Genomic DNA, 21,957 nt, shown 5'->3' with positions numbered 1-21,957 from the left:
GTCTAGACACTCGGCTTGTGGGACGGTTTGAACAGGCGCAGCAGAGCCGGGGCAGAGCCCGCGCCGACGAGGAACAGGGTGATCAGGCCGCACGCGGCGAGCGCCGCCAGCAGCCACAGGCGCTCGCCCGAGCGGGCCAGCAGTGTGTAGAAGGGCTCGCTGAGCAGCAGGCCGGCGGCGCTGAGCGCGGCGATCTGCAGGGTGTCGCGCAGCCAGGTGCCGTGCAGCTCCGGAGCGAAGGTGCGGTGCACGATCAGCGGCCAGATCAGGAAGGACACCAGGCGCAGGCCGAACCAGCACAGCGCCACGCCAACGACGCCGTACAGGTAGGCGCTGGCGATCACCAGCGGCACGCTCACCAGGGTGGAAACGACGCTGTACCAGACGTGCATGCGCAGCTGGCCATGGGCGTACTGCAGGTAGAACTGGAAGCTGGCAACTGCCAGCAGGCCGGAGCCCAGCACGTACCAGACGAGGATCGGCCGGCACCAACTGGCGGCCACGGCATCGCCGCTCCAGGCCAGAACCAGGTCATGACCATGAGCGGCGATCACCGCGACCATCGGGAACAGCAGCACACAGACAAAGCGGTTCGCCTTGAGATAGAGCTGCTGCATGTCGTCGTGGCGTCCTTCGGCGACCAGCATGGTCATTCGCGGCAGCAGCGACTGCGCCAGCGGGTTGACCAGGCTGAGAATGCCGCCGGAAATCAGCGCCACCAGGGAGAAATAACCGTACTGCTGCAGGGGCAGCAGGTTCGACAGCAGGACCTTGTCCAGCTGGGTGAGGACGATCCACAGGCAGGAGGTGAGCGACATGCCCAGGGCGAAGGGCAGCACCGGGCGCACCGTGTCCCAGCAGAAGCGGGTCAGCAGGCGCACGTCCATCCATAGGTAGGCCTTGCCACCCAGCAGCAGCGCCTCGATCAGCGATACCGCGACCTGGAACTGGAAGAACACCAGCGGGTCCTGGCTGATGTGCGCCACCAACAGCAGGCCGCCGAAGTAACGCAGGGTGGTGATGAACACGTTCACGCCATTGATATACGCGTGCAGTTCCTGGCCCTGCAGTGCACTGCGGTAAAGCGTGGCGTACAGACGCAGGGCGACCAGCAGCCCCATCAGGCTGATGCACTGCGCCACCAGTCCCGGCGACAACTGCTGCACGTTCAGCCACTGCCCGGCGATCCAGCCGCTGCCGCCGAACACCGCCAGGGTGCTGGCGGCCGTCAGCGGCAGCAGGATCAGCTCGAACGAACGCAGCAGGCGTGCCTGGTCCTGGCCTTCGCCGTTCACACCACGGCCGTGGGCCACCTGACGTACCAGCGCCGGCGACAGGCCGACATCGAGCAGCAGCAACCAGGTCTGCAACACCGCGAAGAAGCCGATCAGGCCGTAGGCCTCGGCGCCCAGGTGGCCGAGGTAGAACGGCTGGATCAGGATGCCGATGACGATGGCGTACGCCTGCCCTGCATAGTTGAGCAGGGTGTTGCGGACCATCGACAGCGAGCGTGCGGTGCGCATGATCGTCCCCTTACACCGCGACCGCGACGCGGCCGCTTTCCAGCAGCAGCACTTCGATCACGGCGCGCTGGATTTCCTGCGGCAGGCCCGGGTACAGGGGCAGGCAGAGGATGCGCTGGCTCAGTTCGCGGGACTGCACCTGCGGCACCTGCGGGGCGAGGTAATCGAGGGTGTCCAGCGACGGGTAGAAGTAGCGCCGCGGGTTGACTCCGATCTCGTTCAGCGCAGTACGCACGCGCAGCACCTGGGCTTCGTCGCGCAGCCCGATGGGGTAGTAGCTGTTGTTCAGCCGCGCGTAGCTCTCGCTGGCCTGCAGGTCGTAGTAGCCGCTGAGCGACGCAGTGTAGCGGGCGGCAATTTCCTCGCGCTGGGCGAGGATGTCGTCGATCTCGTCGAGCACGCACAGGCCCATGGCCGCGGAGAACTCGTTGAGCTTGGCGTTGATCCCCAGGCCGACGATCTGGTCGACGCCGGCAATGCCGAAGTTGCACATCAGGCGGATCTGCTTCGCCAACTCGTCATCGGAGGTGACGATGGCGCCGCCCTCGATGGTGTGGAACAGCTTGGTGGCGTGGAAGCTCAGGGTGGTCGCATCGCCCCAGGCCAGGACCGAGCGGTCGCGGTAGCGCGAACCGAAGGCATGGGCACCGTCGTAGATCACCTTCAACCGGTTGCGCTGGGCCACCGCCTGAATCTCCTCCACCGCACAGGGATTACCGAACACGTGGGTGGCGACGATCGCGGTGGTATCCGGCGCAAGGCTGGCTTCGATGCGGGCAGGGTCGAGGTTCCAGGTCCGCGCGTCGATGTCGGCGAAGCGCGGGCGGATGCTCTCCCACTGCAGCGTGCTGCTGGTGGCAACGAAGCTGAAGGGGGTGGTGACGGCACTGCCGGTCACGCCCAGGGCGCGGTAGGCCACCTGCAGGGCGATGGTGCCGTTATTGGTGAGAATCACATGGCGAACGCCGAAGTAGTCCTGCAGGCGCTCTTCCAACTCCGTGACGAAGGGGCCGTGGTTGGTGATCCAGCCGGAGGCGTAGATCTGTTCCACATAGGCCTTGAACTTGTCTAGGTTGCCCAGGTAGGTCTTGGTCACATTGATCACGGTCGCATCCCTCTGTTGGATGGAAAATCCGTTAGCTCGTCGCTGGCGTACGCGCCGCTCAGCCCAGCGCCGACAACGCGAAAGGCGCGTCGTCGATGCCGCTTTCCATGGGTTGCGCGGCTGGCGTCGCGCGGTTGGCCAGGTGCTCCTGCAGGGCCTCGATGACCCGACCGCTGGCGTCGTGGTGGAACTGCCAGACGCCATAGATGCGACTGTCGAAGGAACGCTCGCTGCCCAGCATCGGATTGGCCGCGAGGCCCGAGCCGAGGCCGAAGCTGTAGAGGCCGGGGATCGGCCGGCCATTGAGGTCACGCAGGCAGCCGGCAGCGTCCGAGTCCAGCCCACCCTTGCTCTCGCGCACCTGCAGCGGCTCGCCGTTGGCGCGGCGCAGCGCCGGCAGGCAGGGCTGGTAGCCGATGGCCTGGACGATCACGCCGTCCTCGCTGCAGACCTGAGCCAGACGCTCGCGCACGGCGGGCGAACGGTCTTCCAGACAGAGAAGTTCGACCTTCACCCGCGTACCGCTGACGATCCCGTTGGCCAGCACGTCGGTGCCGACCTGGTGGGCGCGGTAGCGCAGGCCGCCGGAACGGTTGACCCGGCCGGAGACTGGGCAGACATCCATGCCTTCGTCGACCACGTAGCCAGCGGCGCGGGCTTCCTCGACGCTCTCGAAGAACAGCCGGATCGGCGCGCGGTGCAGCAGGGTGATCTGCTCGAGTCCCAGGCAGTCCAGCGCGCAGGCGAGGTTGTCGAGGATCGAGAAGGCACTGTGGGAACCGCCGACCACGGTAAAGCGGGTGCCCGGGGTGACCCGGTCGCCGAACAGTTCCACCAGCTCGGCGGGGTTCAGGCTGAGCAGCGCGTCGGAGGAGTAAACCGTCGGGCCGTCGTGGGACAGATGCAGGTCCTGCTCCGCCAGGCTCCAGTTCAGGTACTCGCGGTTCTGCCGCCCGCCGAGGTTCATCACCAGTGTGCCGGCGCCGATCTGCACGCCATGGGAGCCACTGCGCAGCGCCAGCTGGAAGCTGCCGTCGTCCTGCGCGGTGATCTTCTCGATGCGGGTACCCAGTGCCACTTCGACGCCCAGGTGCTCGGTGACGTAGCGCATGAATAGGGTCGAGGCATGGGCCAGCAGCTCGCCCACCTGTGTGAGCATCGGCGCACCATGGGGGTCGTTCTGCAGCGCGCGGAACGCCGGCGAATGCGCCAGCGGCGCGAAGATCGGCAGCAACGCCGGATCGCGCAGGCAGTCGAGGAACACATCGCCCACCGAGTTCGCGGTGATGTGATAGTCCCCCAGCCGGCCACGGCCGACCGCCAGTGCAGCATCCACGACCAGCAGGCCATCACGGGCGAGACTCGCCAGCGCGCCGGTCTTGTAGGCGTTGAAGAGGAAACCCATGCCTGCCGGGCCGGCGCCGCCGACCACACAGGCATAGTTGGAAAGAAGCGATTGCTCGGCCATCAGCCTTGACTCCCAGCGCGACGAGGCGCGCGGCTTTCGTGATACCGGCACTGTCGGCCGGCAGGGTGGCAGCGCTCGCGCCGGAATTCCGTCACTCGCGGCGCAGCCGCAGGCACGCGCACCCTCTTCGAGAAGGCGGCGGGAGAGTCTTCGGAATTGATGGCGGATGCCGGCGAGGTAACTTCGGGGATAAATGGAGGTGAGTGTTTCGGCAATGAAACAGGCACTGAAGGATGCAGGAAAAGTTTCGACGAAAGTTCAGCATCGTTACACCTTGGATACATGGCATAACTCATCGCTAAATTAACTAAGCGGGCGAAAGCATATTGCTCATGAGCACCGCAAAGTTTGACGCCAGACTTTCGCAGCCCCGTGAAAGAAAAACTTTCCGAGTGCAACGGGCTGTTCTTTCTGCCTGCTTCGAGGGAACGCAAAGTTCCGTCGTTATCCATTCTTCGAGCGGCCATCGTCACTGACTCCAATCCAGGAGAAGCTCTGTACCGGGCCTTTCACAAAATTCGAAGACAAGGCTACCGCCCGAGTTCGAATGACCCGATTCAAACAACGACAATCAACTGTTCGTCCCTGGAGTGGCCGCTAGTTTTCGCTGGGCAAAGCTACCGCCCTTCGGCCTGTTCCGAAAATCTGGAAAAACAACAGCAAAAAACTATCGCGCTTCCGCAGCGAAGAAGGCTGACGAAAGTGTTCAGGCAGCGATAGGAAAATGACAGGAAGAAGAGGGGGGCAGAATCTTCCTTGACCTTACTGCTCTTGCGACTACTCCCTGAGGTGTCTCATCCGGACACCACACGATATTGCTATGTGGATAGTAATAGAGGGGGGGACAAAGGCATGTCAACGTAGGAAGCACTCCCACGCCGGGAATCCGACAGAAGGCAAATCAGTCTTTGTAACTTATTGATTTATAAGGCGCCATAAACCCGACACAGGCGTTTTGACAGCATAAACGTACACCTTCGTATCTGCGTTAAAAGTATTAGTCGGAAAGTATTAATGTATCCGCCGTGGACATGGCGGATGTGTTTCATCCCTGAACAATGCGGTCCTTGCCGGTGCGTTTTGCCTGATACAGCGCCGCGTCGGAACGGCTGTAGAGTGCGGAAAGATTCTGGTCATCGGGCTGCAGCAGGGTGAGCCCCTGGCTGATGGTCACGCTGAAGAAATGCTCGGCCTCATTGAAGCGCAGACGCTGCACTTCCCGCTGCAGGCGCTCGCCGATCTGCCGCGCCATGTTCTCGTCGCAGCCGGGCAGCAGCACGGCGAACTCCTCGCCACCGATACGGCCGAACAGGTCGCCGCGGCGCAATGCGCCAGCGCCGCTTTGGGCGATGCGTTGCAGCACCACGTCGCCGACCTGGTGGCCGTAGACGTCGTTGATCTTCTTGAAGTCGTCCACGTCCAGCAGCAGGAAGGCCAGCGGCGTGGAGGTCGCCTTGCAGTCGCGGAAGGCCTGCTCGGCGCTGTCGAAGAAGTAGCGGCGGTTGCTGCTCTGGGTCAGCACGTCGGTGGTGGCCAGGCGGTGCAGCTCGGTTTCCAGGTGCTTCTTGTCGGTGATGTCCTCGGCAATGCCGACGATCATCAGCGGCAGGCCGGCATCGCTGTGCTGGCTGACAAAGCATTTGTCGCTGAGCCAGCGCACCTCGCCGTCGGCCCGCAGGATGCGGTACTCGCGCTGCTCGATGGCGCCGCGCTCGAGTACTTCCTGCAAGGTGCTCTGGGCGTAGTCCAGATCATCGGGATAGATGCAGTTGCGCCACTCGTTGTAATCCGCCAGCAGCAGCGCCGCGGAGCGACCGAAGATGCGCTCGTACGCCGGGCTGACATAGACCATGCGCTGGGCCTGCCAGTCGAAGGCCCAGAGCACCGAGTTCACACTGGCCAGCAGTGCGCTGAAAAGCTGTTCGCGCTCCTTCAGGCGCGTCACCTCGGCGCGACTGTGCAGCAATGCCAGCAAGGCCTCTTCCTGATCGGCCGGCAATTTATTCTCATCCATGTATCAGCGTCCTCCCGCTCATTGACCGGGGCTATGACCGCAAACTACGCCAGGCTGCTGCAAATTAAACGAAAAGCCCGCCGAACGGCGGGCTTTTCTTGAGACGCATCTCTCAACGTCCTAGGACGCTTCCGTCATTCAGACGGCCGGGCGCAAGGAGTAGGTCTTCAGCTGCTCGGCGAATTCGCGCAGGGACTGGATGCCGCTGGCTTCCGCCTCGTGCACCCACTGCTTGATCGCGGCGAGCATGTCGTGGCCGTTGGCGCTGGTTTTCACCCAGATCTGTTGCAGGGCCAGGCGCTTCTCGTAGATCACCTGCAGGGACTGGCTCTGCGCGAGCAGGTCCTGGATGCGCGCGTGATGGCGCTCTTCCAGCAGGCTGGTCTCCCGAGAGAGCAGGCGCTTGGCGCGGCGGAACAGGTGGCGCACCGACTCGTCGGCCTTGGCCAGTTCCTGCTTCACCAGCGGGCCGATCACCAATTTGCGGTACTGGGCCATGATCTGGAAGCGGTTGTTGAGGATCGCCATGGCGGTGTCCATGTCCAGGCTGCCCTTGCCTTCCACGCGGTGGGCGATGGGCGCCACGCGGGCCACCTTGGCCAGGCGCAGGAAGCTGAACACCTTGATCCAGGCCCAGCCCAGATCGAACTCCCACTTCTTCACCGACAGCTTCGCCGAGTTCGGGTAGGTGTGGTGATTGTTGTGCAGCTCTTCACCGCCGATCAGGATGCCCCAGGGCACGAGATTGGTGGCGGCATCGCGGCACTCGAAGTTGCGGTAGCCGATGGCGTGGCCCAGGCCGTTGATCACGCCGGCGGCCCACACGGGGATCCACATCATCTGCACGGCCCAGACGGTCATGCCAAGCACTCCGAACAGGGCGAGGTCGATGATCGCCATCAGCACCACGCCGCCGATGGGGAAGCGCGAGTAGAGGTTGCGTTCGATCCAGTCTTCCGGGCAGTTCTTGCCGTAGATACGCAGGGTGTCGGCGTTCTCCGCCTCCTTGCGATAGAGCTCGGCGCCGGTACGCAGCACGGTGCCCAGACCCTTGAACACCGGGCTGTGCGGGTCCTCGGCGGTCTCGCACTTGGCGTGGTGCTTGCGATGGATGGCGGTCCATTCGCGGGTGTTCATGGCCGTGGTCAGCCACAGCCAGAAGCGGAAGAAATGCTGCAGCGCCGGGTGCAGGTCGAGCGCCCGGTGCGCGGAATAACGATGCAGGTAGACCGTGACACCGACGATGGTGATATGGGTCAGGATCAGGGTGACCGCCACCAGTTGCCACGGCGACAGATCAAGGAAACCGTTGTACCACATAGGCGATACTGTACCTCGGAAGGGGTGTGGGCAACGCCTTGCTGGGCATGCGTTGCCGGGAAGAGCCAGCCCGCATTATCACTAAGCAGGTCCGGATTACCATCCGGTCTTTTAGATACGAACAAGGCCAAGTGGCCATCATTTATACTGCTCAGCCAATAATTCCAACCCACTACCGCATGAATCCACGCCTCAGCGCCCTGCGCATCAGCTTCCTGTACCTGGTCGCCGCCACCCTCTGGGTCTGGCTGGGTGACCAATGGTTACAAAATGTCCTGCGCGACCCGGCCTCGCTGGCGCGGGCACTGGAGCTGAAGAAGTACGTCTTCCTCGCGATTACCTTCCTGGTGCTGTTCTTTCTGCTCTGGCGGCACTTTCGCCGGCAGCACGCCGCCCTCGCCGCGCTGACCGACAGCGAGCAGCGCCTGAGCCGCGCCTTCGCGGTGGTCGAGGACGGCATCTGGGACTGGGACCTGGAAACCCAGCGCGTCTACTACTCGCCCGGCTATGCCAACCTGATCGGCCTGCCCCTGGAGCACCTGAGCGATGACCTGCTGCTCTGGGAGAACCGCCTGCACCCGGACGACCGCGCGCGCATCCTGGCCCTCCACCAGGACTGCATCCAGGGCCTGCGCACGCGCCTGGAGTGCGTCTACCGCATCCGCCACGGCGACGGCAGCTATCGCTGGGTACGCAGCAGCGGCCGCCTGACCCGCGCCGAAGACGGCCGCCCCCTGCGCCTGACCGGCATCAACCGCGACATCACCCACCAGCGCAGCAACGAAGACCACCTGCGCCAGGCCGCCGCCGTGTTCGAGGCAACCCAGGAAGGCCTGCTGGTGACCGATGCTCGCGGCGTGATCGTGCACATCAACCCCTCCTTCTCGCGCATCACCGGCTACAGCGCCGAAGACGTGCTCGGCGGCCAGCCCTCGCTGCTCAAGTCCGGCCGCCAGGATGCCGCCTTCTACCAGCGCATGTGGACCGCCCTGCATGAACAGGGTGTCTGGAGCGGCGAAATCTGGAACCGCCGCAAGAGCGGCGAGGTGTACCCGCAGTGGCAGCACATCCGCGCCGTGCGCAATGACGAAGGCGAGCTGACCCATTACGTCGCGGTGTTCTCCGACCTCAGCAGCCTCAAGCGCTCCCAGCACGAACTGGACTTCCTCGCCCACCATGACCCGCTCACCGGCCTGCCCAACCGCCTGCTGCTGCGCGAGCGCATCGAGCAGGCGCTGGCCCGTGCCGAACGTGAAGGCAGCGGCGGCGCGCTGCTGAGCATCGATCTGGACCACTTCAAGCACATCAACGACAGCCTCGGCCACAACATCGGCGACCTGCTGATCCGCGCCGTGGCGGAGCGCCTGGAAGTCTGCCTGGACGAGCGCTGCTCCCTGGCGCGTCTGGGCGGCGACGAGTTCGCCGTGGTCCTCGAAAGCCAGCAGCCGCATCACGCCAGCAGCCTCGCCCAGCGCCTGCTGGAAGCGATGAGCGCGCCCTTCGAGGTCAATGGCCAGCTCATCTACATGTCGGTAAGCCTGGGCGTCAGCCTGTTCCCCGAGGATGCACGCAACGTCGACCACCTGATGCAGCACGCCGACGCCGCGCTGTTCCAGGCCAAGGCCAGCGGACGCAACCTCTATGCCTTCTATACCCCCGAGCTGACCGCCCGCGCGCGCTCCCACGTGCAGGTCGAGTCCGCGCTGCGTCACGCGCTGGACCACGACGAACTGCGCCTGTACTTCCAGCCGGTACACGACCTCGCCAGCGGCCGCATGGTCGGCGTCGAGTCGCTGGTGCGCTGGCAGCACCCCCAGCACGGCCTCATTGCCCCCGGCGAATTCATCCCGGTCGCCGAGGAAAGTGGCCTGATCACCGCCATCGACGCCTGGGTGCTGGAGCGCGCCTGCCGGCAGATGCGCCAGTGGCTGGACGACGGAATCCACCTGGACTTCATCGCGGTGAACGTCTCCAGCCGGCTGTTCGGCCGCGGCGGTCTGGAGGAGCGCGTGGCCCTGGCCCTGGAACAGAGCGGTCTGGCGCCCCACCACCTGGAGCTGGAGATCACCGAAAGCGCGGTCATGGAGAACTTCGACCAGGCGCTGGAACTGCTGTGCCAGCTGCGCCTGCTGGGGGTGCACCTGGCCATCGACGACTTCGGTACCGGCTACTCCTCGCTGATGCGCCTCAAGCGCATGCCGGTGCACAAGCTGAAGATCGACCAGGGCTTCGTCGCCGGCCTGCCGGACGAGTCCGAGGACGCCGCCATCGCCTGCGCGGTGATCGCCCTGGGCCAGAGCATGGGCCTGCAGGTGGTCGCGGAGGGCATCGAACGTCCCGACCAGGCCGCCTTCCTCCTCACTCACGCCTGCAACTTCGGTCAGGGTTACTGGTACGGCGCACCGCAGCCGGCCAGCATTCTGCTGGCACAGTTACCGCGCGGCGGCGCATGAAACCTCGCTAAAAACTTTCGGATATATAAAAATTCTTAAACAGTATTTTTAAGAATATCCAGCTCCTGCCTAAGATGCGCTCACACCGCACGCGCCGTAGGTGAAACGGCCGGTGGTAAACCCACTAGGAGCAGATACCCATGAGCGCAACCCTCCGTAGCCTGGACGGCCAGGACGAAGCCAACATCCTGCGTGAAGTGCAGAGCGCCCTGCGTGGCCTGCGTTTCGGCGCCGTCGAGATCACCGTTCACAACGGCCAGGTCGTGCAGATCGAGCGCAAGGAAAAATTCCGCCTGCAGCAGACCCCTGGCAAACCTGCCTGAGCCTGCGCAACCACGACTGGACTGCCGGAGTGTCGCCATGACCGTCCTGCCCCACCGGTACTGCAGCTGTCAGCCACGAATGCGTGGCTGACAACGCCCCCCCGAAAGACCCTGCCAAACAAACATAAAGAACTGCATTTTTTTCAGGAGCTGCACATGTCCATCCGCCGTTTCGCCCTGGCCGCCCTCGCCAGCGCCTTGATTGCCGGCCCGGTTTCCGCCGCCACCCAACTGCTGAACGTTTCCTACGACCCGACCCGCGAGCTGTACCAGGCCTACAACGCCGCCTTCATCAAGCACTGGAAGGCCCAGGGCGGCGACGACCTGACCGTGCAGCAATCCCACGGTGGCTCGGGCAAGCAGGCCCGCGCCGTGATCGACGGACTGAAGGCCGACGTGGTGACCCTGGCCCTGGCCGGCGACATCGACGAACTGAACAAGCTCGGCAAGCTGCTGCCGGCCGATTGGCAGGCCCGCCTGCCCGACAACAGCACCCCCTACACCTCGACCATCGTGTTCCTGGTGCGCAAGGGCAACCCCAAGGGCATCAAGGACTGGGGCGACCTGACCAAGCAAGGCGTGGAAGTCATCACCCCGAACCCGAAGACCTCCGGCGGCGCCCGCTGGAACTTCCTGGCCGCCTGGGCCTGGGCCAAGAAGCAATACGGTAGCGACGAGAAAGCCCAGGAATACGTGCAGAACCTGTACAAGCACGTCCCGGTTCTGGACACTGGCGCCCGCGGTTCGACCATCACCTTCGTCAACAACAACATTGGCGACGTACTGCTGGCCTGGGAAAACGAAGCCTTCCTGGCCAAGAAGGAACAGGGTGGCGAGAACTTCGAGATCGTCGTTCCGTCCATCTCGATCCTGGCCGAACCGCCGGTGGCCGTCGTCGACAAGACCGTCGACAAGAAAGGCACCCGCAAGGTCGCCGAGGAATACCTGAAGTACCTGTACAGCGAAGAAGGCCAGCGCATCGCCGCGCAGAACTTCTACCGCCCGCGTGATGCCAAGGTCGCTGCCGAGTTCTCCAACCAGTTCCCGAAACTGAACCTGGTGACCATCGACAAGGACTTCGGTGGCTGGAAATCCGCACAGCCGAAGTTCTTCAACGACGGCGGCATCTTCGACAAGATCTACCAGGCGCAGTGATGCGCCACCCGCCCGGCACTGCGCCGGGCGGTCCGATCCGGCGGGCGGTGCACAGCCCGCCGGAACGAAAACCCCCGCCCCATGGCGGGGGCTTAACGCGTTCACGAGAAAGGACAGACAATGTCGCGACGCATCTCCCCGGTCATACCCGGCTTCGGGCTGACTCTGGGCTACACCCTGGTGTACCTCAGCCTGTTGGTGCTGATTCCGCTGGGGGCCATGTTCCTCAAGACGACCCAGCTTTCCTGGGATCAGTTCTGGACCATCATCACCGCGCCGCGAGTCATCGCCGCGCTCAAGCTGAGCTTCGGCACCGCGCTGATCGCCGCCCTGATCAACGGTGTGATCGGCACGCTGCTGGCCTGGGTGCTGGTGCGCTACCGCTTCCCCGGCCGCAAGATCATCGACGCGATGATCGACCTGCCCTTCGCCCTCCCCACCGCCGTGGCCGGCATCGCGCTCACCGCGCTGTATGCGCCCAACGGCCTGGTCGGGCGCTTCGCCACCGAGATCGGCCTGAAGATCGCCTACACCCCGCTGGGTATCACCCTGGCGCTGACCTTCGTGGTCCTGCCCTTCGTGGTGCGCACGGTGCAGCCGGTGCTGGCGGATATCCCGCGTGAAATCGAAGAAGCCGCCGCCTGCCTGGGTGCCAAGCCCCTGCAGGTATTCCGCCATGTGCTGCTGCCGGCGCTGCTGCCCGCCTGGCTGACGGGCTTCGCCCTGGCCTTCGCCCGCGGCGTCGGCGAGTACGGCTCGGTGATCTTCATTGCCGGCAACATGCCGATGAAGACCGAGATCCTGCCGCTGCTGATCATGGTCAAGCTGGACCAGTACGACTACACCGGGGCCACCGCCATCGGCGTGCTGATGCTGGTCGTCGCCTTCGTCCTGCTGCTGCTGATCAACCTGCTGCAGCGCCGCATCGAAACGCCTTGAGGAGCGCGCCATGAGTACCGCAAGCCTTTCCGCCGCGGCCGCTGCCAACGCTGCTCGCCGGGGTAATGTCTGGGGCCGCCGCGCCCTGATCGCGCTGGCCTGGCTGGCCTTCGCGCTGTTCCTGCTGCTGCCGCTGTTCGTGGTCCTGAGCGAGGCACTGAAGCAGGGCTTCGGCACCTTCTTCGAAGCCATCCTGGAGCCCGATGCGCTGGCCGCACTGAAGCTGACGCTGATCGCCGTGGGCATCTCGGTGCCGCTCAACCTGGTGTTCGGCGTGGCCGCTGCCTGGTGCGTGACCAAGTTCGAGTTCCCCGGCAAGAGCATCCTGGTCACCCTGATCGACCTGCCGTTCTCGGTCTCCCCGGTGATCGCCGGCCTGATCTACGTGCTGCTGTTCGGCGCCCAGGGCTACTTCGGCGAGTGGCTGTCGGACCACGACATCCAGATCGTCTTCGCCGTGCCCGGCATCGTCCTGGCCACCCTCTTCGTCACCTTCCCCTTCGTCGCCCGCGAACTGATCCCGCTGATGCAGGAACAGGGCACGCAGGAAGAAGAAGCCGCACGCCTGCTCGGTGCCAACGGCTGGCAGATGTTCTGGCACGTGACCCTGCCGAACATCAAATGGGGCCTGATCTACGGCGTGGTGCTCTGCACCGCGCGGGCCATGGGCGAGTTCGGCGCCGTGTCGGTGGTGTCCGGGCACATCCGCGGCGTCACCAACACCCTGCCGCTGCACGTCGAAATCCTCTACAACGAGTACAACCACGTCGCCGCTTTCAGCGTTGCCACCCTGTTGCTGTTGATGGCCCTCGTCATCCTGCTGCTCAAGCAGTGGAGCGAGTCGCGCCTGTCCCGCACCAAAGTCAAAGCTGACGATGAATAAGTGAGAGCCCAGCCATGAGCATCGAGATCCGTAACGTCAGCAAGAACTTCAACGCCTTCAAGGCGCTGAACGACATCAACCTGGACATCCACAGCGGCGAACTGGTCGCCCTGCTCGGCCCGTCCGGCTGCGGCAAGACCACCCTGCTGCGCATCATCGCCGGCCTGGAAACCCCGGACGCCGGCAACATCGTGTTTCACGGCGAGGACGTCTCGCAGCACGACGTGCGCGACCGCAACGTCGGCTTCGTGTTCCAGCACTACGCGCTGTTCCGCCATATGACGGTATTCGACAACGTCGCCTTCGGCCTGCGCATGAAGCCGAAGAAGGAACGCCCGAGCGAAGCGCGCATCGCCGAGAAGGTTCACGAACTGCTCAACATGGTGCAGCTGGACTGGCTGTCCGACCGTTACCCGGAGCAGCTCTCCGGCGGCCAGCGCCAGCGTATCGCCCTGGCCCGCGCGCTGGCGGTGGAACCCAAGATCCTGTTGCTCGACGAGCCCTTCGGCGCCCTCGACGCCAAGGTGCGTAAAGAACTGCGCCGCTGGCTGGCGCGCCTGCACGAGGAGATCAACCTGACCTCCGTGTTCGTCACCCACGACCAGGAAGAAGCGATGGAAGTCGCCGACCGCATCGTGGTGATGAACAAGGGCGTGATCGAGCAGATCGGCTCGCCGGGCGAAGTCTATGAGAACCCGGCCAGCGACTTCGTCTACCACTTCCTCGGCGACTCCAACCGCCTGCACCTGGGTGGTGACGAGCACGTGCTGTTCCGTCCGCACGAGATCTCGCTGTCGCGCTCCGAAGTGGCCGAGCACCGCGCCGCCGAGGTCCGCGACATCCGCCCACTGGGTGCGATCACCCGCGTGACCCTCAAGGTCGACGGCCAGGACGAGCTGATCGAGGCCGAGGTGGTGAAGGACCACGACAGCCTGACCGGCCTGGCGCGTGGCGAGACGCTGTACTTCAAGCCGAAGGCCTATCAGCCGGTGGCGAATATCTGATCCAGCAAACCGCTTTTCTGTAGGAGCGAGCTTGCTCGCGAACAACCCCGCTGCGGGGCAGGTTCGCGAGCAAGCTCGCTCCTACAGAGAGCCACCCGCGCTTTCCCCCGGCTTTCAAACCCTCGTATCCTGCCGGCCTTGCTTTCAATAAGGCCCGGCCATGTTCGACGCCCTCCCCCAGCACCTCGAATTGATCGTCCTCACCTTCCTCCTCGCTGGCCTGGTGAAGGGCGTGGTGGGCCTCGGCCTGCCCACTGTGGCCGTTGGGCTGCTCGGGTTGGTGATGCCGCCGATGCAGGCGGCCGCGATCCTTGTCGTCCCCTCCACCGTTACCAACGTCTGGCAACTCGCCGCTGGCCCGCGTTTCCTCGGGCTGCTCAAACGCTTGTGGGGGATGCTGGTGGGCATAGTCGTCGGCACGCTGGCGGTGGGCTGGCTGCTGGCGGGGGAAAACTGGCCGGCGGCCACGCCGTTGCTGGGCGTGGCGCTGATCCTCTATGCGCTGCTGGGGCTGTCGAACAAACGCTTCAGCGTGGCGCCGAAACATGAGCGCTGGCTGTCACCGCTGATCGGCGTGATCACCGGCGGCGTCACCGCCGTGACGGGCGTCTTCGTGATTCCCGCCGTGCCTTTCCTGCAGGCCCTCGGCCTGGAGAAGGACGATCTGGTACAGGCGCTGGGTTTGTCCTTCACCGTATCGACGCTGGCCCTGGCGATCACCCTCAGCCAGCACGGCTCGCTATTGCAGGCAGACGTGCTCGGCTTGTCCCTGCTGGCCCTGCTGCCGGCGCTGGCAGGCATGTACCTGGGCACCTGGCTGCGTTCGCGGATCAGCCCGATGGCGTTCCGCCGCTGCTTCTTCGGCGGGCTGTTGCTGCTGGGCGCGGACCTCGCCATTCGCGGTATTTAATCTCGCGCCGGATTGCTTTTCTGTAGGAGCGAGCTTGTGACCCACAGGGATGTGGGGAATGCCGTTATCCGAAGGGAACGGATTCGGCCTCGCGAACCCAGCCGCGTAGGGCGCATAACGCCTAGAGCGTTATCCGCCATCCCGGCGGATAACCCGTGCCGGGTTATTCGCCCTACGAGAGCCGGTGAACAACGCTGAGGTTGCGCCCCGAAGGGATGTAGCTCACTTCTCGTCCAGGTGACGGATCAGGAAATCCCGGCTCGACTCGACGATCACCTTCTGCGCCTGCTCGCTCGCCACCATCCGCGCCAGCATCAGCGCGCCGACGCACTGCGCCAGCAATGCCCAGGCGTCTTCCGCCGAACCCAGAACCTCAGCCCAGGCCTGCTGCAACTCCACCAGCGCATCCTCGGCGCTTTGTCGTACGGACTCGTCGGCGCGGGCAATCTCCGCGCCCAGGGCCGGAATCGCGCAACCGGCAGCCGAATCCTGCACATGGGTGACGTTCAGGTAGCGCTTCAGTCCGCGCTCCAGGCGCGCACGGTCCAGCACCTTGCCCTTCGCCGCGAGGCGTTCGACGCTCTGGCTCAGCTCGCGCTCGACGATGGCGGCGAACAGTTCGTCCTTCGAACCGAAGTGGTTGTAGAACGCCCCGCCGGACAGCCCTACGGCCTTCATCAGCCCGTCCACGCCAGTGGTGGCGAAACCGCCCTGCTTGGCGAGCGAGCCGCTGCTGTCGAGCAGGCGCTGGCGGGTTTCTTCCTTGTGGGTTGCTGAGTAGCGCATGGAGCGCCTCCGTCGAAGCGGTTGACGATGCGTCGAATATTAACATAACGTTCGTTTACCTAACGACCGTTTACCAAATTTCGCGCACCCCTGAGGAAACGAGAATGTCGAACAAGAAAGTCGTCCTGGTCATCGGCGCCGGCGATGCTACCGGCGGCGCCATCGCCCGCCGTTTCGCCCGCGAGGGCTACGTCGCCTGCGTCACCCGGCGCTCGGCGGACAAGCTGCAGCCGCTGGTGGATGCCATCCGCGCCGAAGGCGGCGAGGCCCACGGCTTCGCCTCCGACGCCCGCAAGGAAGAAGCGGTGATCGAGCTGGTGGAGACCATCGAGCGCGACATCGGCCCCATCGAAGCCTTCGTCTTCAACATCGGCGCCAACGTACCGTGCAGCATCCTCGAGGAGACCGCGCGCAAGTACTTCAAGATCTGGGAAATGGCCTGCTTCTCCGGCTTCCTCACCGGCCGCGAAGTGGCCAAGCGCATGGTCAAACGCCAGCGCGGCACCATCCTGTTCACCGGCGCCACGGCCGGCCTGCGCGGCGCCTCCGGCTTTGCCGCCTTCGCCGGGGCCAAGCACGGCATCCGCGCCCTGGCGCAGAGCATGGCCCGCGAACTGGGGCCGATGGGCCTGCACGTCGGCCACGTGGTGGTGGACGGCGCCATCGACACCGAATTCATCCGCGAGAACTTCCCGCAGAAGTACGCACAAAAGGACCAGGACGGCATCCTCGACCCCGAGCACATCGCCGACAGCTACTGGTATTTGCATTCGCAACCGCGCGATGCCTGGACCTTCGAACTGGATCTGCGCCCCTGGATCGAGCGCTGGTAAAAATCGGCAGACGACTAGCTGCGCGTCGGCCAGGCGTCGTTGGAATCCAGCAGGGGCTGCTCATTTACAAACGTAAACTCCGCGCCCCTGCTGAATTCCGCCTAGCCTGGCTCTAGCTCGCAAGGTCGTATGCCGATTTTGCGAACCCACATAAAAAGAGAGAGCCACTCATGAGCAAATCCGTCGAGTTCTACTTCGACTTCGGCAGCCCGACTTCCTATCTGGCGTATACCCAACTGCCGGGCATCTGCGCCGAAACCGGCGCCGAGCTGGTCTACCGTCCGGTGCTGCTGGGCGGCGTGTTCCAGGCCACCGGCAACGCCTCGCCCATCGCCGTGCCGGCCAAGGGTCGCTACACCCTGATCGACATGACCCGCTTCGCCCGCCGCTATGGCGTGCCGATGAAGATGAACCCGCACTTCCCGATCAATACCCTCACCCTGATGCGTGCCGCCACTGGCATCCAGCTACGCCAGCCGGAGCGTTTCGAGGCGCTGCTGGCCTGCGTGTTCAAGGGCATGTGGGTGGATGCGCTGAACCTGGGCGACCCGGCGGTGCTCGGCCCGTTGCTGGCCGAGGCGGGCTTCGACCCGCAGGAGTTGCTGGCGCTGACCGCCGAGCAGGAAGTGAAGGATGCGCTGAAGGCCAACACCGAGGCGGCCATCAAGCGCGGCATGTTCGGAGCGCCGACCTTCTTCGTCGGCAACGAGATGTTCTTCGGCCAGGATCGCCTCGACTTCGTTCGCGAAGCGCTGGCGTAAAGCGGTTCGCGATCAACATCTACAGCGGCGCCGGTGACCACCTACGTAGGATGGCGTGGAGCGCAGCGATACCCATCGATTCCGCGCACCGACCGCATGGGTATCGCTGCGCTCCACCCATCCTACAAACTGGCGTAAAGCGTGCTCGCGAACGTCACAGCGCCAGGACAGCCGAGCGACGCAGGCCGAAGAACTCCAGTTCGGCGAACAGCAGGACCACCAGCGCCTGGCCGATGACGAAGGCATAGCCCAGGGCGGTCGGCTGCACATAGCCGGTCACCAGCAGGGCGGCGCTCTCCACCACCCACAGCGCGTTCAGCGCGATCACGGCCCAGACTCCGGTGCGCGACAGCGCCGGCTGATTGGACATCCAGTAGAGCACCAGCGCCAGCGGCAACAGGACGATGCCGGCCACCAGCAGCAGGACGAACGGCAGGCCCAGCAGCTGGCCTAGCGGTTGTGCGGCCAGTGCCATCAGCAGGCCCATGGCGCCGCCGGCCAGGGCGTCGGCCTTGAGGGTGAGACGAAGCAGCGGGGACGGTTGCAGCAGAGTCATGGCGAAGCTCCTTCAGGGATCGCCACCGGTTGGCGGCGTGTGGCTGAAGAATCCGCCCGGGACGTAGGTGCGTCGATTACCTGCCAGGTAATGGCCGTTACGGGGCGGGAGGTCTATCGTTCGAAACCATGAACAGTCCAGCCATGAATAGTCCAGCCCAACCGGTCGGCGCCCTGCTCCGCCAATGGCGCCAGCGCCGCCGGCTCAGCCAGCTCGACCTCGCCTGCGACGCGGAGATTTCCACGCGCCACCTGAGCTTCGTCGAAACCGGCCGCGCCCTGCCCAGCCGCGAGATGCTCCTGCACCTGGCGGAACAACTGGACATTCCGCTGCGCGAGCGCAACCGCCTGCTCAGTGCGGCGGGCTACGCCCCGGTGTATTCGGAGAAAGGCCTGGACGATCCGGCGCTGACCGTGGCGAAACAGGCCATCGACCAGTTGCTCAAGGCCCACGAGCCGAACCCGGCGATGGTGGTGGATCGCCACTGGAATCTGCTGGCGTCCAACCGCACGGTGGATATCTTCCTGCTCGGCGTCGACCCGGCGCTGCTGCAACCGCCGATCAACGTGCTGCGCATGAGCCTGCACCCGAAGGGACTGGCACCGCGCATCCTCAACCTCGGGCCGTGGAAGGCGCATGTGGTGGAGCGCTTGCAGCGCGACTACGAGGCCAGCGGCGACCCGGCATTGGCGGCGTTGCGCGACGAGGTGGCGGCCTATCCGGCGCCCGCCTATGACGAAGCGGCCAGCGGCGACATGGTGCTGATCCCGGTGCAATTGCAGACCGAACTGGGCGTGTGCAGCCTGATCGGCACCATCACGGTGTTCGGCACGCCGGTGGACGTGACGCTGTCGGAGCTGGCGCTGGAAACCTTCTTCCCCGCCGACCCCGACAGCGCCCGGATCCTGCGCCAGCTCAGCGGTACGGAGTGAGCTGAATCAGGCGGTCGCCTTCTTCTCGCGGATGCAGGTGGGGCCAGCGCGCTCTTCCACGGCGTGGCGCACTTCGTCGCGCAGGCCGAGCAGGAAGGCCGCTTCGGCAGCGACGAACAGCGGGCCGACGATCAGCCCGGTGAGGTCATCGACGAACGCCGGCTTGCGGCCTTCGTACCAGTGACCGACGAACTGGATGATCCAGCCCACCACGAACAGGCCGATCCCCCAGGCGAGCCAGGACGCCGTGGTACCGGCTGCGAATGCGGCGCCGATCCACAGCGACAGCGCCAGCAGCGCAGTCATCAGCAGGCCGAAGCGCAGGTCCAGGCGCAGGTAGAACACCACCGAGGCCAGCGCCAGCAACGTGGCGGGCGAGACCAGCAGGCCTGCCAGCTCGAAGCCGGGACGCGACAACAGGGTGGCGATGGCCAGCACGATCATCGGGATGCCGATGAAATGGCTGACGATGTTCCGCCGGTCACGGTGGTAGGCGGCATATTGGGCAAGGTGGTCGACGAGCGTTTTCATTGTTGTTCTCCCGCAAGGTACTGGCATCATGGCGATGTGCGCCTCGCCACTCTGTCAGCTAGCCGACATTACCCATGACCGACGCCAAGCCCTACCTCTCCCGCCTGCCGGAAGGCCGCTGGTTCCAGACCCTCCCGGAAGGCCTGCGCCAGGCGCTGTGCGACGCCGCGGTGGTGCGCCGCCTTCCCGCCGGGCAACGGCTGTTCGCCCGCGGCGATGCGCCGTGCGGCCTGTACTGCGTGGTGGAAGGCGCGATGCGCGTCAGCGTGGTCGGCGAAAGCGGCAAGGAAGCGCTGCTGGCCCTGGTGGAAGCGTCCAACTGGTTCGGCGAGATCTGCCTGTTCGACGGCCAGCCGCGCACCCACGACGCCTACGCCGAAGGCGCCACCGTGCTGTTGCAGGTGCCCCTGGCGCCGCTGCAGGCGCTGCTGGCGCAGCACCCGGAATACTGGCGCGACTTCGCCCTGCTGATGAGCCACAAGCTGCGCATCACCTTCGCCGTGCTGGAGGAGCTGTCGCTGCTGCCCGCCGCGCCGCGCCTGGCCCGGCGCCTGCTGATGATCGCCGAGGGCTACGGCGAGTCGGCCACCGCCAAGCGCGAGCTGCACCTGCCCCAGGACCAGCTGGCGGCCATGCTCTCGCTGTCGCGGCAGACCACCAACCAGATTCTCAAGGACCTGGAGGCCCAGGGCATCGTGCGCCTGAGCTACGGCGGCATCGAGATACTGGACCGCGAACGCCTGCGCCAGGCCGCCCACGCCTGATCCGCGCCGGCACTCTCCAGAACAGCAGCCTCTAGAACAAAAGCCAGGCGACTCTCGACAAGCTTCGATGGTCGCGCCCGCCACTGCCCCGCTCTAATTCCCCCGCTGCTGCGCTGGCGCCGAAAAACCCGTGCCAGTGCAGCACCCAAACCCTCCGCAAGACAGCAAGGCGGCCGATGCTCCACGCCGGCCGCAAGGGAATCCTATGCGCCTTTCGAAACTCCTCTGCGCCCTCGCCCTGACCGCTCCGGCCCTGGCGATGGCCGACGACAGCGGCCTCTACGTCGGTGGCGGCGTGACCCGCCTCGAGATCGACGACCGGTCCTTCGATGACCACGACAACAGCTACAAGCTGTACGCCGGCTACCGCTTCAACAACTACCTGTCCCTGGAAGGCGCGGTGGTCGACTTCGGTGACATGAACGACGGCAAGAAGCACTTCGACGGCGAGTCGCTGCAAGCCAACGTCCACCTGGGCTTCCCCATCGGCCAGCGCATCCGCCTGTATGGCATCGCCGGCGTGCATGCCTGGCACGCCGACGACGATGCCGCCGGCAAATCCGACGACGTGGACGCGCTCTACGGTTTCGGCGGTGAAATGGACGTGATCGGCGGTCTGGGCGTGCGCCTGGAGCAGGAGTACCTGGAGGTTGGCGACATCGATCTCGACCAGACCACCCTTTCGGCCTACTGGCGCTTCTGACGCCCGTCTGCCCCGCAAAGCCCGGCGGAGGTTCGGCTCTCCCCAGAGCAGTCCTCCCCCTCCCGAACCCTCCGCCGGCATCGGTTCAGCTGCACAAATCACTCTTTCGGACGGTTGCAGCGGCAAGGTTCGCAGCTAGCCTAGGAATAGCTGCATTTCTGGCGCCAGAGAACACGCGCCCGGGCGAATCAGGCAGCTCACAATAACAAGAAGGACGCCTCCGCCATGTTCCGAAAGCTCGATGTCTATCGCGGTTTCCTGCTGTGCTGTTTCGGACTCCTCTCCCTCGCCGCCCAGGCCAACCTGCCCAGCGAGGAACTGCAATTGCAGACCCTGCAGGTCTACACCTGCCGCTCGATCAACAGCCTGTTGCTGCTGCGCGGCGAAGGCTTCCAGGAAACCCACGCCGCCCAGCTGGAGAAGGACCTGGCCACCCTGGACAAGGCGGTCAAGGGCTACCCCAAGGCCGACGACGCCCTCAAGAAGGCCCATGCCGAATTCGTAACGCAGATTCGCAATGGCGTTTCCTACGGTCCCAAGGAAGAAGACCTGCCCTGGCGCTACAACCAGGACCTGAGCCGCGCCCTGCGCGAGCTGCTCAACCAGGTCGAGCGCTTCGTGCCGCCTACCGCCGACGCCAATCAGATTCCGCTGTGGGAGCTGCCGGTACGCGTCGAGTACCTGGCCACCCAGTACCTGGGTCGCGCTTACATCAGCGGCCTGGAACTGGCCCGAGAACAGCCCCAGGAATACCTCGGCCAGGACGAGAGCGTGCTGGTGCCGCTGCTGACCCAGCGCATCGACCAGTTGCCCGACAACGAGGCGACCAAGAAACTGCGCACCCGCTGGGAATACCTGAGCAAGGCGCTGCTGGACATGAACAGCAAGAGCAACAGCGGCGTCAGCGCTTCCGGCCGGCCCTGGGCGCCGATCATCGTCGACCGCAACTCCCGCGCCGTTTCCGGCCAGCTCATGCTGATCAGCCAGCAGTAGC

Annotated in this window: 21 protein-coding genes; 13 read left to right on the top strand and 8 right to left on the bottom strand. The window is 64.9% G+C overall.

Features of this window, described 5'->3' with window-relative positions; genetic code table 11:
* Positions 1–2: 2 nt before the first annotated feature.
* The 5 genes from G4G71_RS04345 to desA form a co-directional block, all read right to left on the bottom strand.
* Positions 3–1,523 carry a lipopolysaccharide biosynthesis protein gene (locus G4G71_RS04345; RefSeq protein WP_169935596.1) on the bottom strand — a complete coding sequence of 507 codons (1,521 nt, stop codon included), beginning with the start codon at positions 1,521–1,523 and terminating at the stop codon, positions 3–5.
* Positions 1,524–1,533: 10 nt separating this feature from the next.
* Positions 1,534–2,628 carry a DegT/DnrJ/EryC1/StrS family aminotransferase gene (locus tag G4G71_RS04340; protein ID WP_024762125.1) on the bottom strand — a complete coding sequence of 365 codons (1,095 nt, stop codon included), beginning with the start codon at positions 2,626–2,628 and terminating at the stop codon, positions 1,534–1,536.
* Between the two features lie 58 nt (positions 2,629–2,686).
* Positions 2,687–4,096, bottom strand: coding sequence for a hypothetical protein (locus G4G71_RS04335; protein ID WP_169935594.1), 1,410 nt, complete (start codon positions 4,094–4,096; stop codon positions 2,687–2,689).
* A gap of 1,045 nt (positions 4,097–5,141) precedes the next feature.
* Positions 5,142–6,110 carry a GGDEF domain-containing protein gene (locus G4G71_RS04330; protein ID WP_024762123.1) on the bottom strand — a complete coding sequence of 323 codons (969 nt, stop codon included), beginning with the start codon at positions 6,108–6,110 and terminating at the stop codon, positions 5,142–5,144.
* A 138-nt stretch (positions 6,111–6,248) separates the two neighbouring features.
* On the bottom strand, positions 6,249–7,430 hold the full coding sequence (desA, locus tag G4G71_RS04325; protein WP_169935592.1) for a delta-9 fatty acid desaturase DesA: 1,182 nt from the start codon (positions 7,428–7,430) through the stop codon (positions 6,249–6,251).
* 179 nt (positions 7,431–7,609) lie between these two features.
* Here desA and G4G71_RS04320 point away from each other — a divergent pair, with 179 nt between their 5' ends.
* From G4G71_RS04320 to G4G71_RS04290, 7 genes are all read left to right on the top strand, one after another.
* Complete coding sequence (locus tag G4G71_RS04320) at positions 7,610–9,883, top strand: putative bifunctional diguanylate cyclase/phosphodiesterase (protein ID WP_169935591.1); 2,274 nt, start codon at positions 7,610–7,612, stop codon at positions 9,881–9,883.
* Between the two features lie 140 nt (positions 9,884–10,023).
* A complete protein-coding gene (gene oscA / locus G4G71_RS04315; protein WP_088419983.1) occupies positions 10,024–10,206 on the top strand; it encodes a sulfur starvation response protein OscA in 183 nt (60 codons plus the stop codon).
* A gap of 156 nt (positions 10,207–10,362) precedes the next feature.
* A complete protein-coding gene (locus G4G71_RS04310) occupies positions 10,363–11,361 on the top strand; it encodes a sulfate ABC transporter substrate-binding protein (protein WP_169935589.1) in 999 nt (332 codons plus the stop codon).
* Between the two features lie 120 nt (positions 11,362–11,481).
* Positions 11,482–12,300 (top strand): sulfate ABC transporter permease subunit CysT, encoded by an 819-nt coding sequence (gene cysT, locus G4G71_RS04305; RefSeq protein ID WP_169935587.1) that lies wholly within the window; start codon positions 11,482–11,484, stop codon positions 12,298–12,300.
* 10 nt (positions 12,301–12,310) lie between these two features.
* Positions 12,311–13,183, top strand: a complete 873-nt coding sequence (gene cysW, locus G4G71_RS04300; RefSeq protein WP_045215472.1) for a sulfate ABC transporter permease subunit CysW — start codon at positions 12,311–12,313, stop codon at positions 13,181–13,183.
* A 14-nt stretch (positions 13,184–13,197) separates the two neighbouring features.
* A complete protein-coding gene (locus G4G71_RS04295) occupies positions 13,198–14,187 on the top strand; it encodes a sulfate/molybdate ABC transporter ATP-binding protein (RefSeq protein WP_065348185.1) in 990 nt (329 codons plus the stop codon).
* Positions 14,188–14,347: 160 nt separating this feature from the next.
* Positions 14,348–15,097: a sulfite exporter TauE/SafE family protein gene (locus G4G71_RS04290; protein ID WP_169935585.1), complete on the top strand. Its 750-nt coding sequence runs from the start codon at positions 14,348–14,350 to the stop codon at positions 15,095–15,097.
* Positions 15,098–15,319: 222 nt separating this feature from the next.
* Here G4G71_RS04290 and G4G71_RS04285 read toward each other — a convergent pair whose 3' ends face one another.
* Positions 15,320–15,883, bottom strand: a complete 564-nt coding sequence (locus G4G71_RS04285; RefSeq protein WP_169935582.1) for a TetR/AcrR family transcriptional regulator — start codon at positions 15,881–15,883, stop codon at positions 15,320–15,322.
* Between the two features lie 104 nt (positions 15,884–15,987).
* Between G4G71_RS04285 and G4G71_RS04280 the strand changes: the two genes are divergently transcribed.
* Together G4G71_RS04280 and G4G71_RS04275 are read left to right on the top strand one after the other, a co-directional pair.
* Positions 15,988–16,716 carry an SDR family oxidoreductase gene (locus G4G71_RS04280; protein ID WP_024762115.1) on the top strand — a complete coding sequence of 243 codons (729 nt, stop codon included), beginning with the start codon at positions 15,988–15,990 and terminating at the stop codon, positions 16,714–16,716.
* A gap of 170 nt (positions 16,717–16,886) precedes the next feature.
* Positions 16,887–17,477 carry a 2-hydroxychromene-2-carboxylate isomerase gene (locus tag G4G71_RS04275; protein WP_169935580.1) on the top strand — a complete coding sequence of 197 codons (591 nt, stop codon included), beginning with the start codon at positions 16,887–16,889 and terminating at the stop codon, positions 17,475–17,477.
* Positions 17,478–17,631: 154 nt separating this feature from the next.
* Here G4G71_RS04275 and G4G71_RS04270 read toward each other — a convergent pair whose 3' ends face one another.
* On the bottom strand, positions 17,632–18,033 hold the full coding sequence (locus G4G71_RS04270) for a hypothetical protein (RefSeq protein ID WP_054910819.1): 402 nt from the start codon (positions 18,031–18,033) through the stop codon (positions 17,632–17,634).
* A gap of 143 nt (positions 18,034–18,176) precedes the next feature.
* Here G4G71_RS04270 and G4G71_RS04265 point away from each other — a divergent pair, with 143 nt between their 5' ends.
* The gene (locus tag G4G71_RS04265) at positions 18,177–18,965 is read left to right on the top strand and encodes an MmyB family transcriptional regulator (protein ID WP_169935578.1); all 789 of its coding nucleotides are present in this window, start codon (positions 18,177–18,179) and stop codon (positions 18,963–18,965) included.
* A 6-nt stretch (positions 18,966–18,971) separates the two neighbouring features.
* On the opposite strand, the gene G4G71_RS04260 is transcribed toward G4G71_RS04265, so the two are convergent.
* Positions 18,972–19,496 (bottom strand): Mpo1 family 2-hydroxy fatty acid dioxygenase, encoded by a 525-nt coding sequence (locus tag G4G71_RS04260; RefSeq protein WP_169935576.1) that lies wholly within the window; start codon positions 19,494–19,496, stop codon positions 18,972–18,974.
* Positions 19,497–19,570: 74 nt separating this feature from the next.
* Between G4G71_RS04260 and G4G71_RS04255 the strand changes: the two genes are divergently transcribed.
* The 3 genes from G4G71_RS04255 to G4G71_RS04245 all read left to right on the top strand — a co-directional run bounded on the left by G4G71_RS04255 (position 19,571) and on the right by G4G71_RS04245 (position 21,956).
* On the top strand, positions 19,571–20,260 hold the full coding sequence (locus G4G71_RS04255) for a Crp/Fnr family transcriptional regulator (RefSeq protein ID WP_169935574.1): 690 nt from the start codon (positions 19,571–19,573) through the stop codon (positions 20,258–20,260).
* A gap of 205 nt (positions 20,261–20,465) precedes the next feature.
* Positions 20,466–20,963: an outer membrane beta-barrel protein gene (locus tag G4G71_RS04250; protein ID WP_169935572.1), complete on the top strand. Its 498-nt coding sequence runs from the start codon at positions 20,466–20,468 to the stop codon at positions 20,961–20,963.
* A 225-nt stretch (positions 20,964–21,188) separates the two neighbouring features.
* Positions 21,189–21,956 carry a hypothetical protein gene (locus tag G4G71_RS04245; protein WP_169935570.1) on the top strand — a complete coding sequence of 256 codons (768 nt, stop codon included), beginning with the start codon at positions 21,189–21,191 and terminating at the stop codon, positions 21,954–21,956.
* The last annotated feature ends 1 nt before the right edge of the window (position 21,957 follow it).

It is taken from the genome of Pseudomonas multiresinivorans (assembly GCF_012971725.1).
Taxonomy (GTDB): Bacteria; Pseudomonadota; Gammaproteobacteria; order Pseudomonadales; family Pseudomonadaceae; genus Pseudomonas; species Pseudomonas multiresinivorans.
This window is presented reverse-complemented; position numbering and strand designations above follow the sequence as displayed.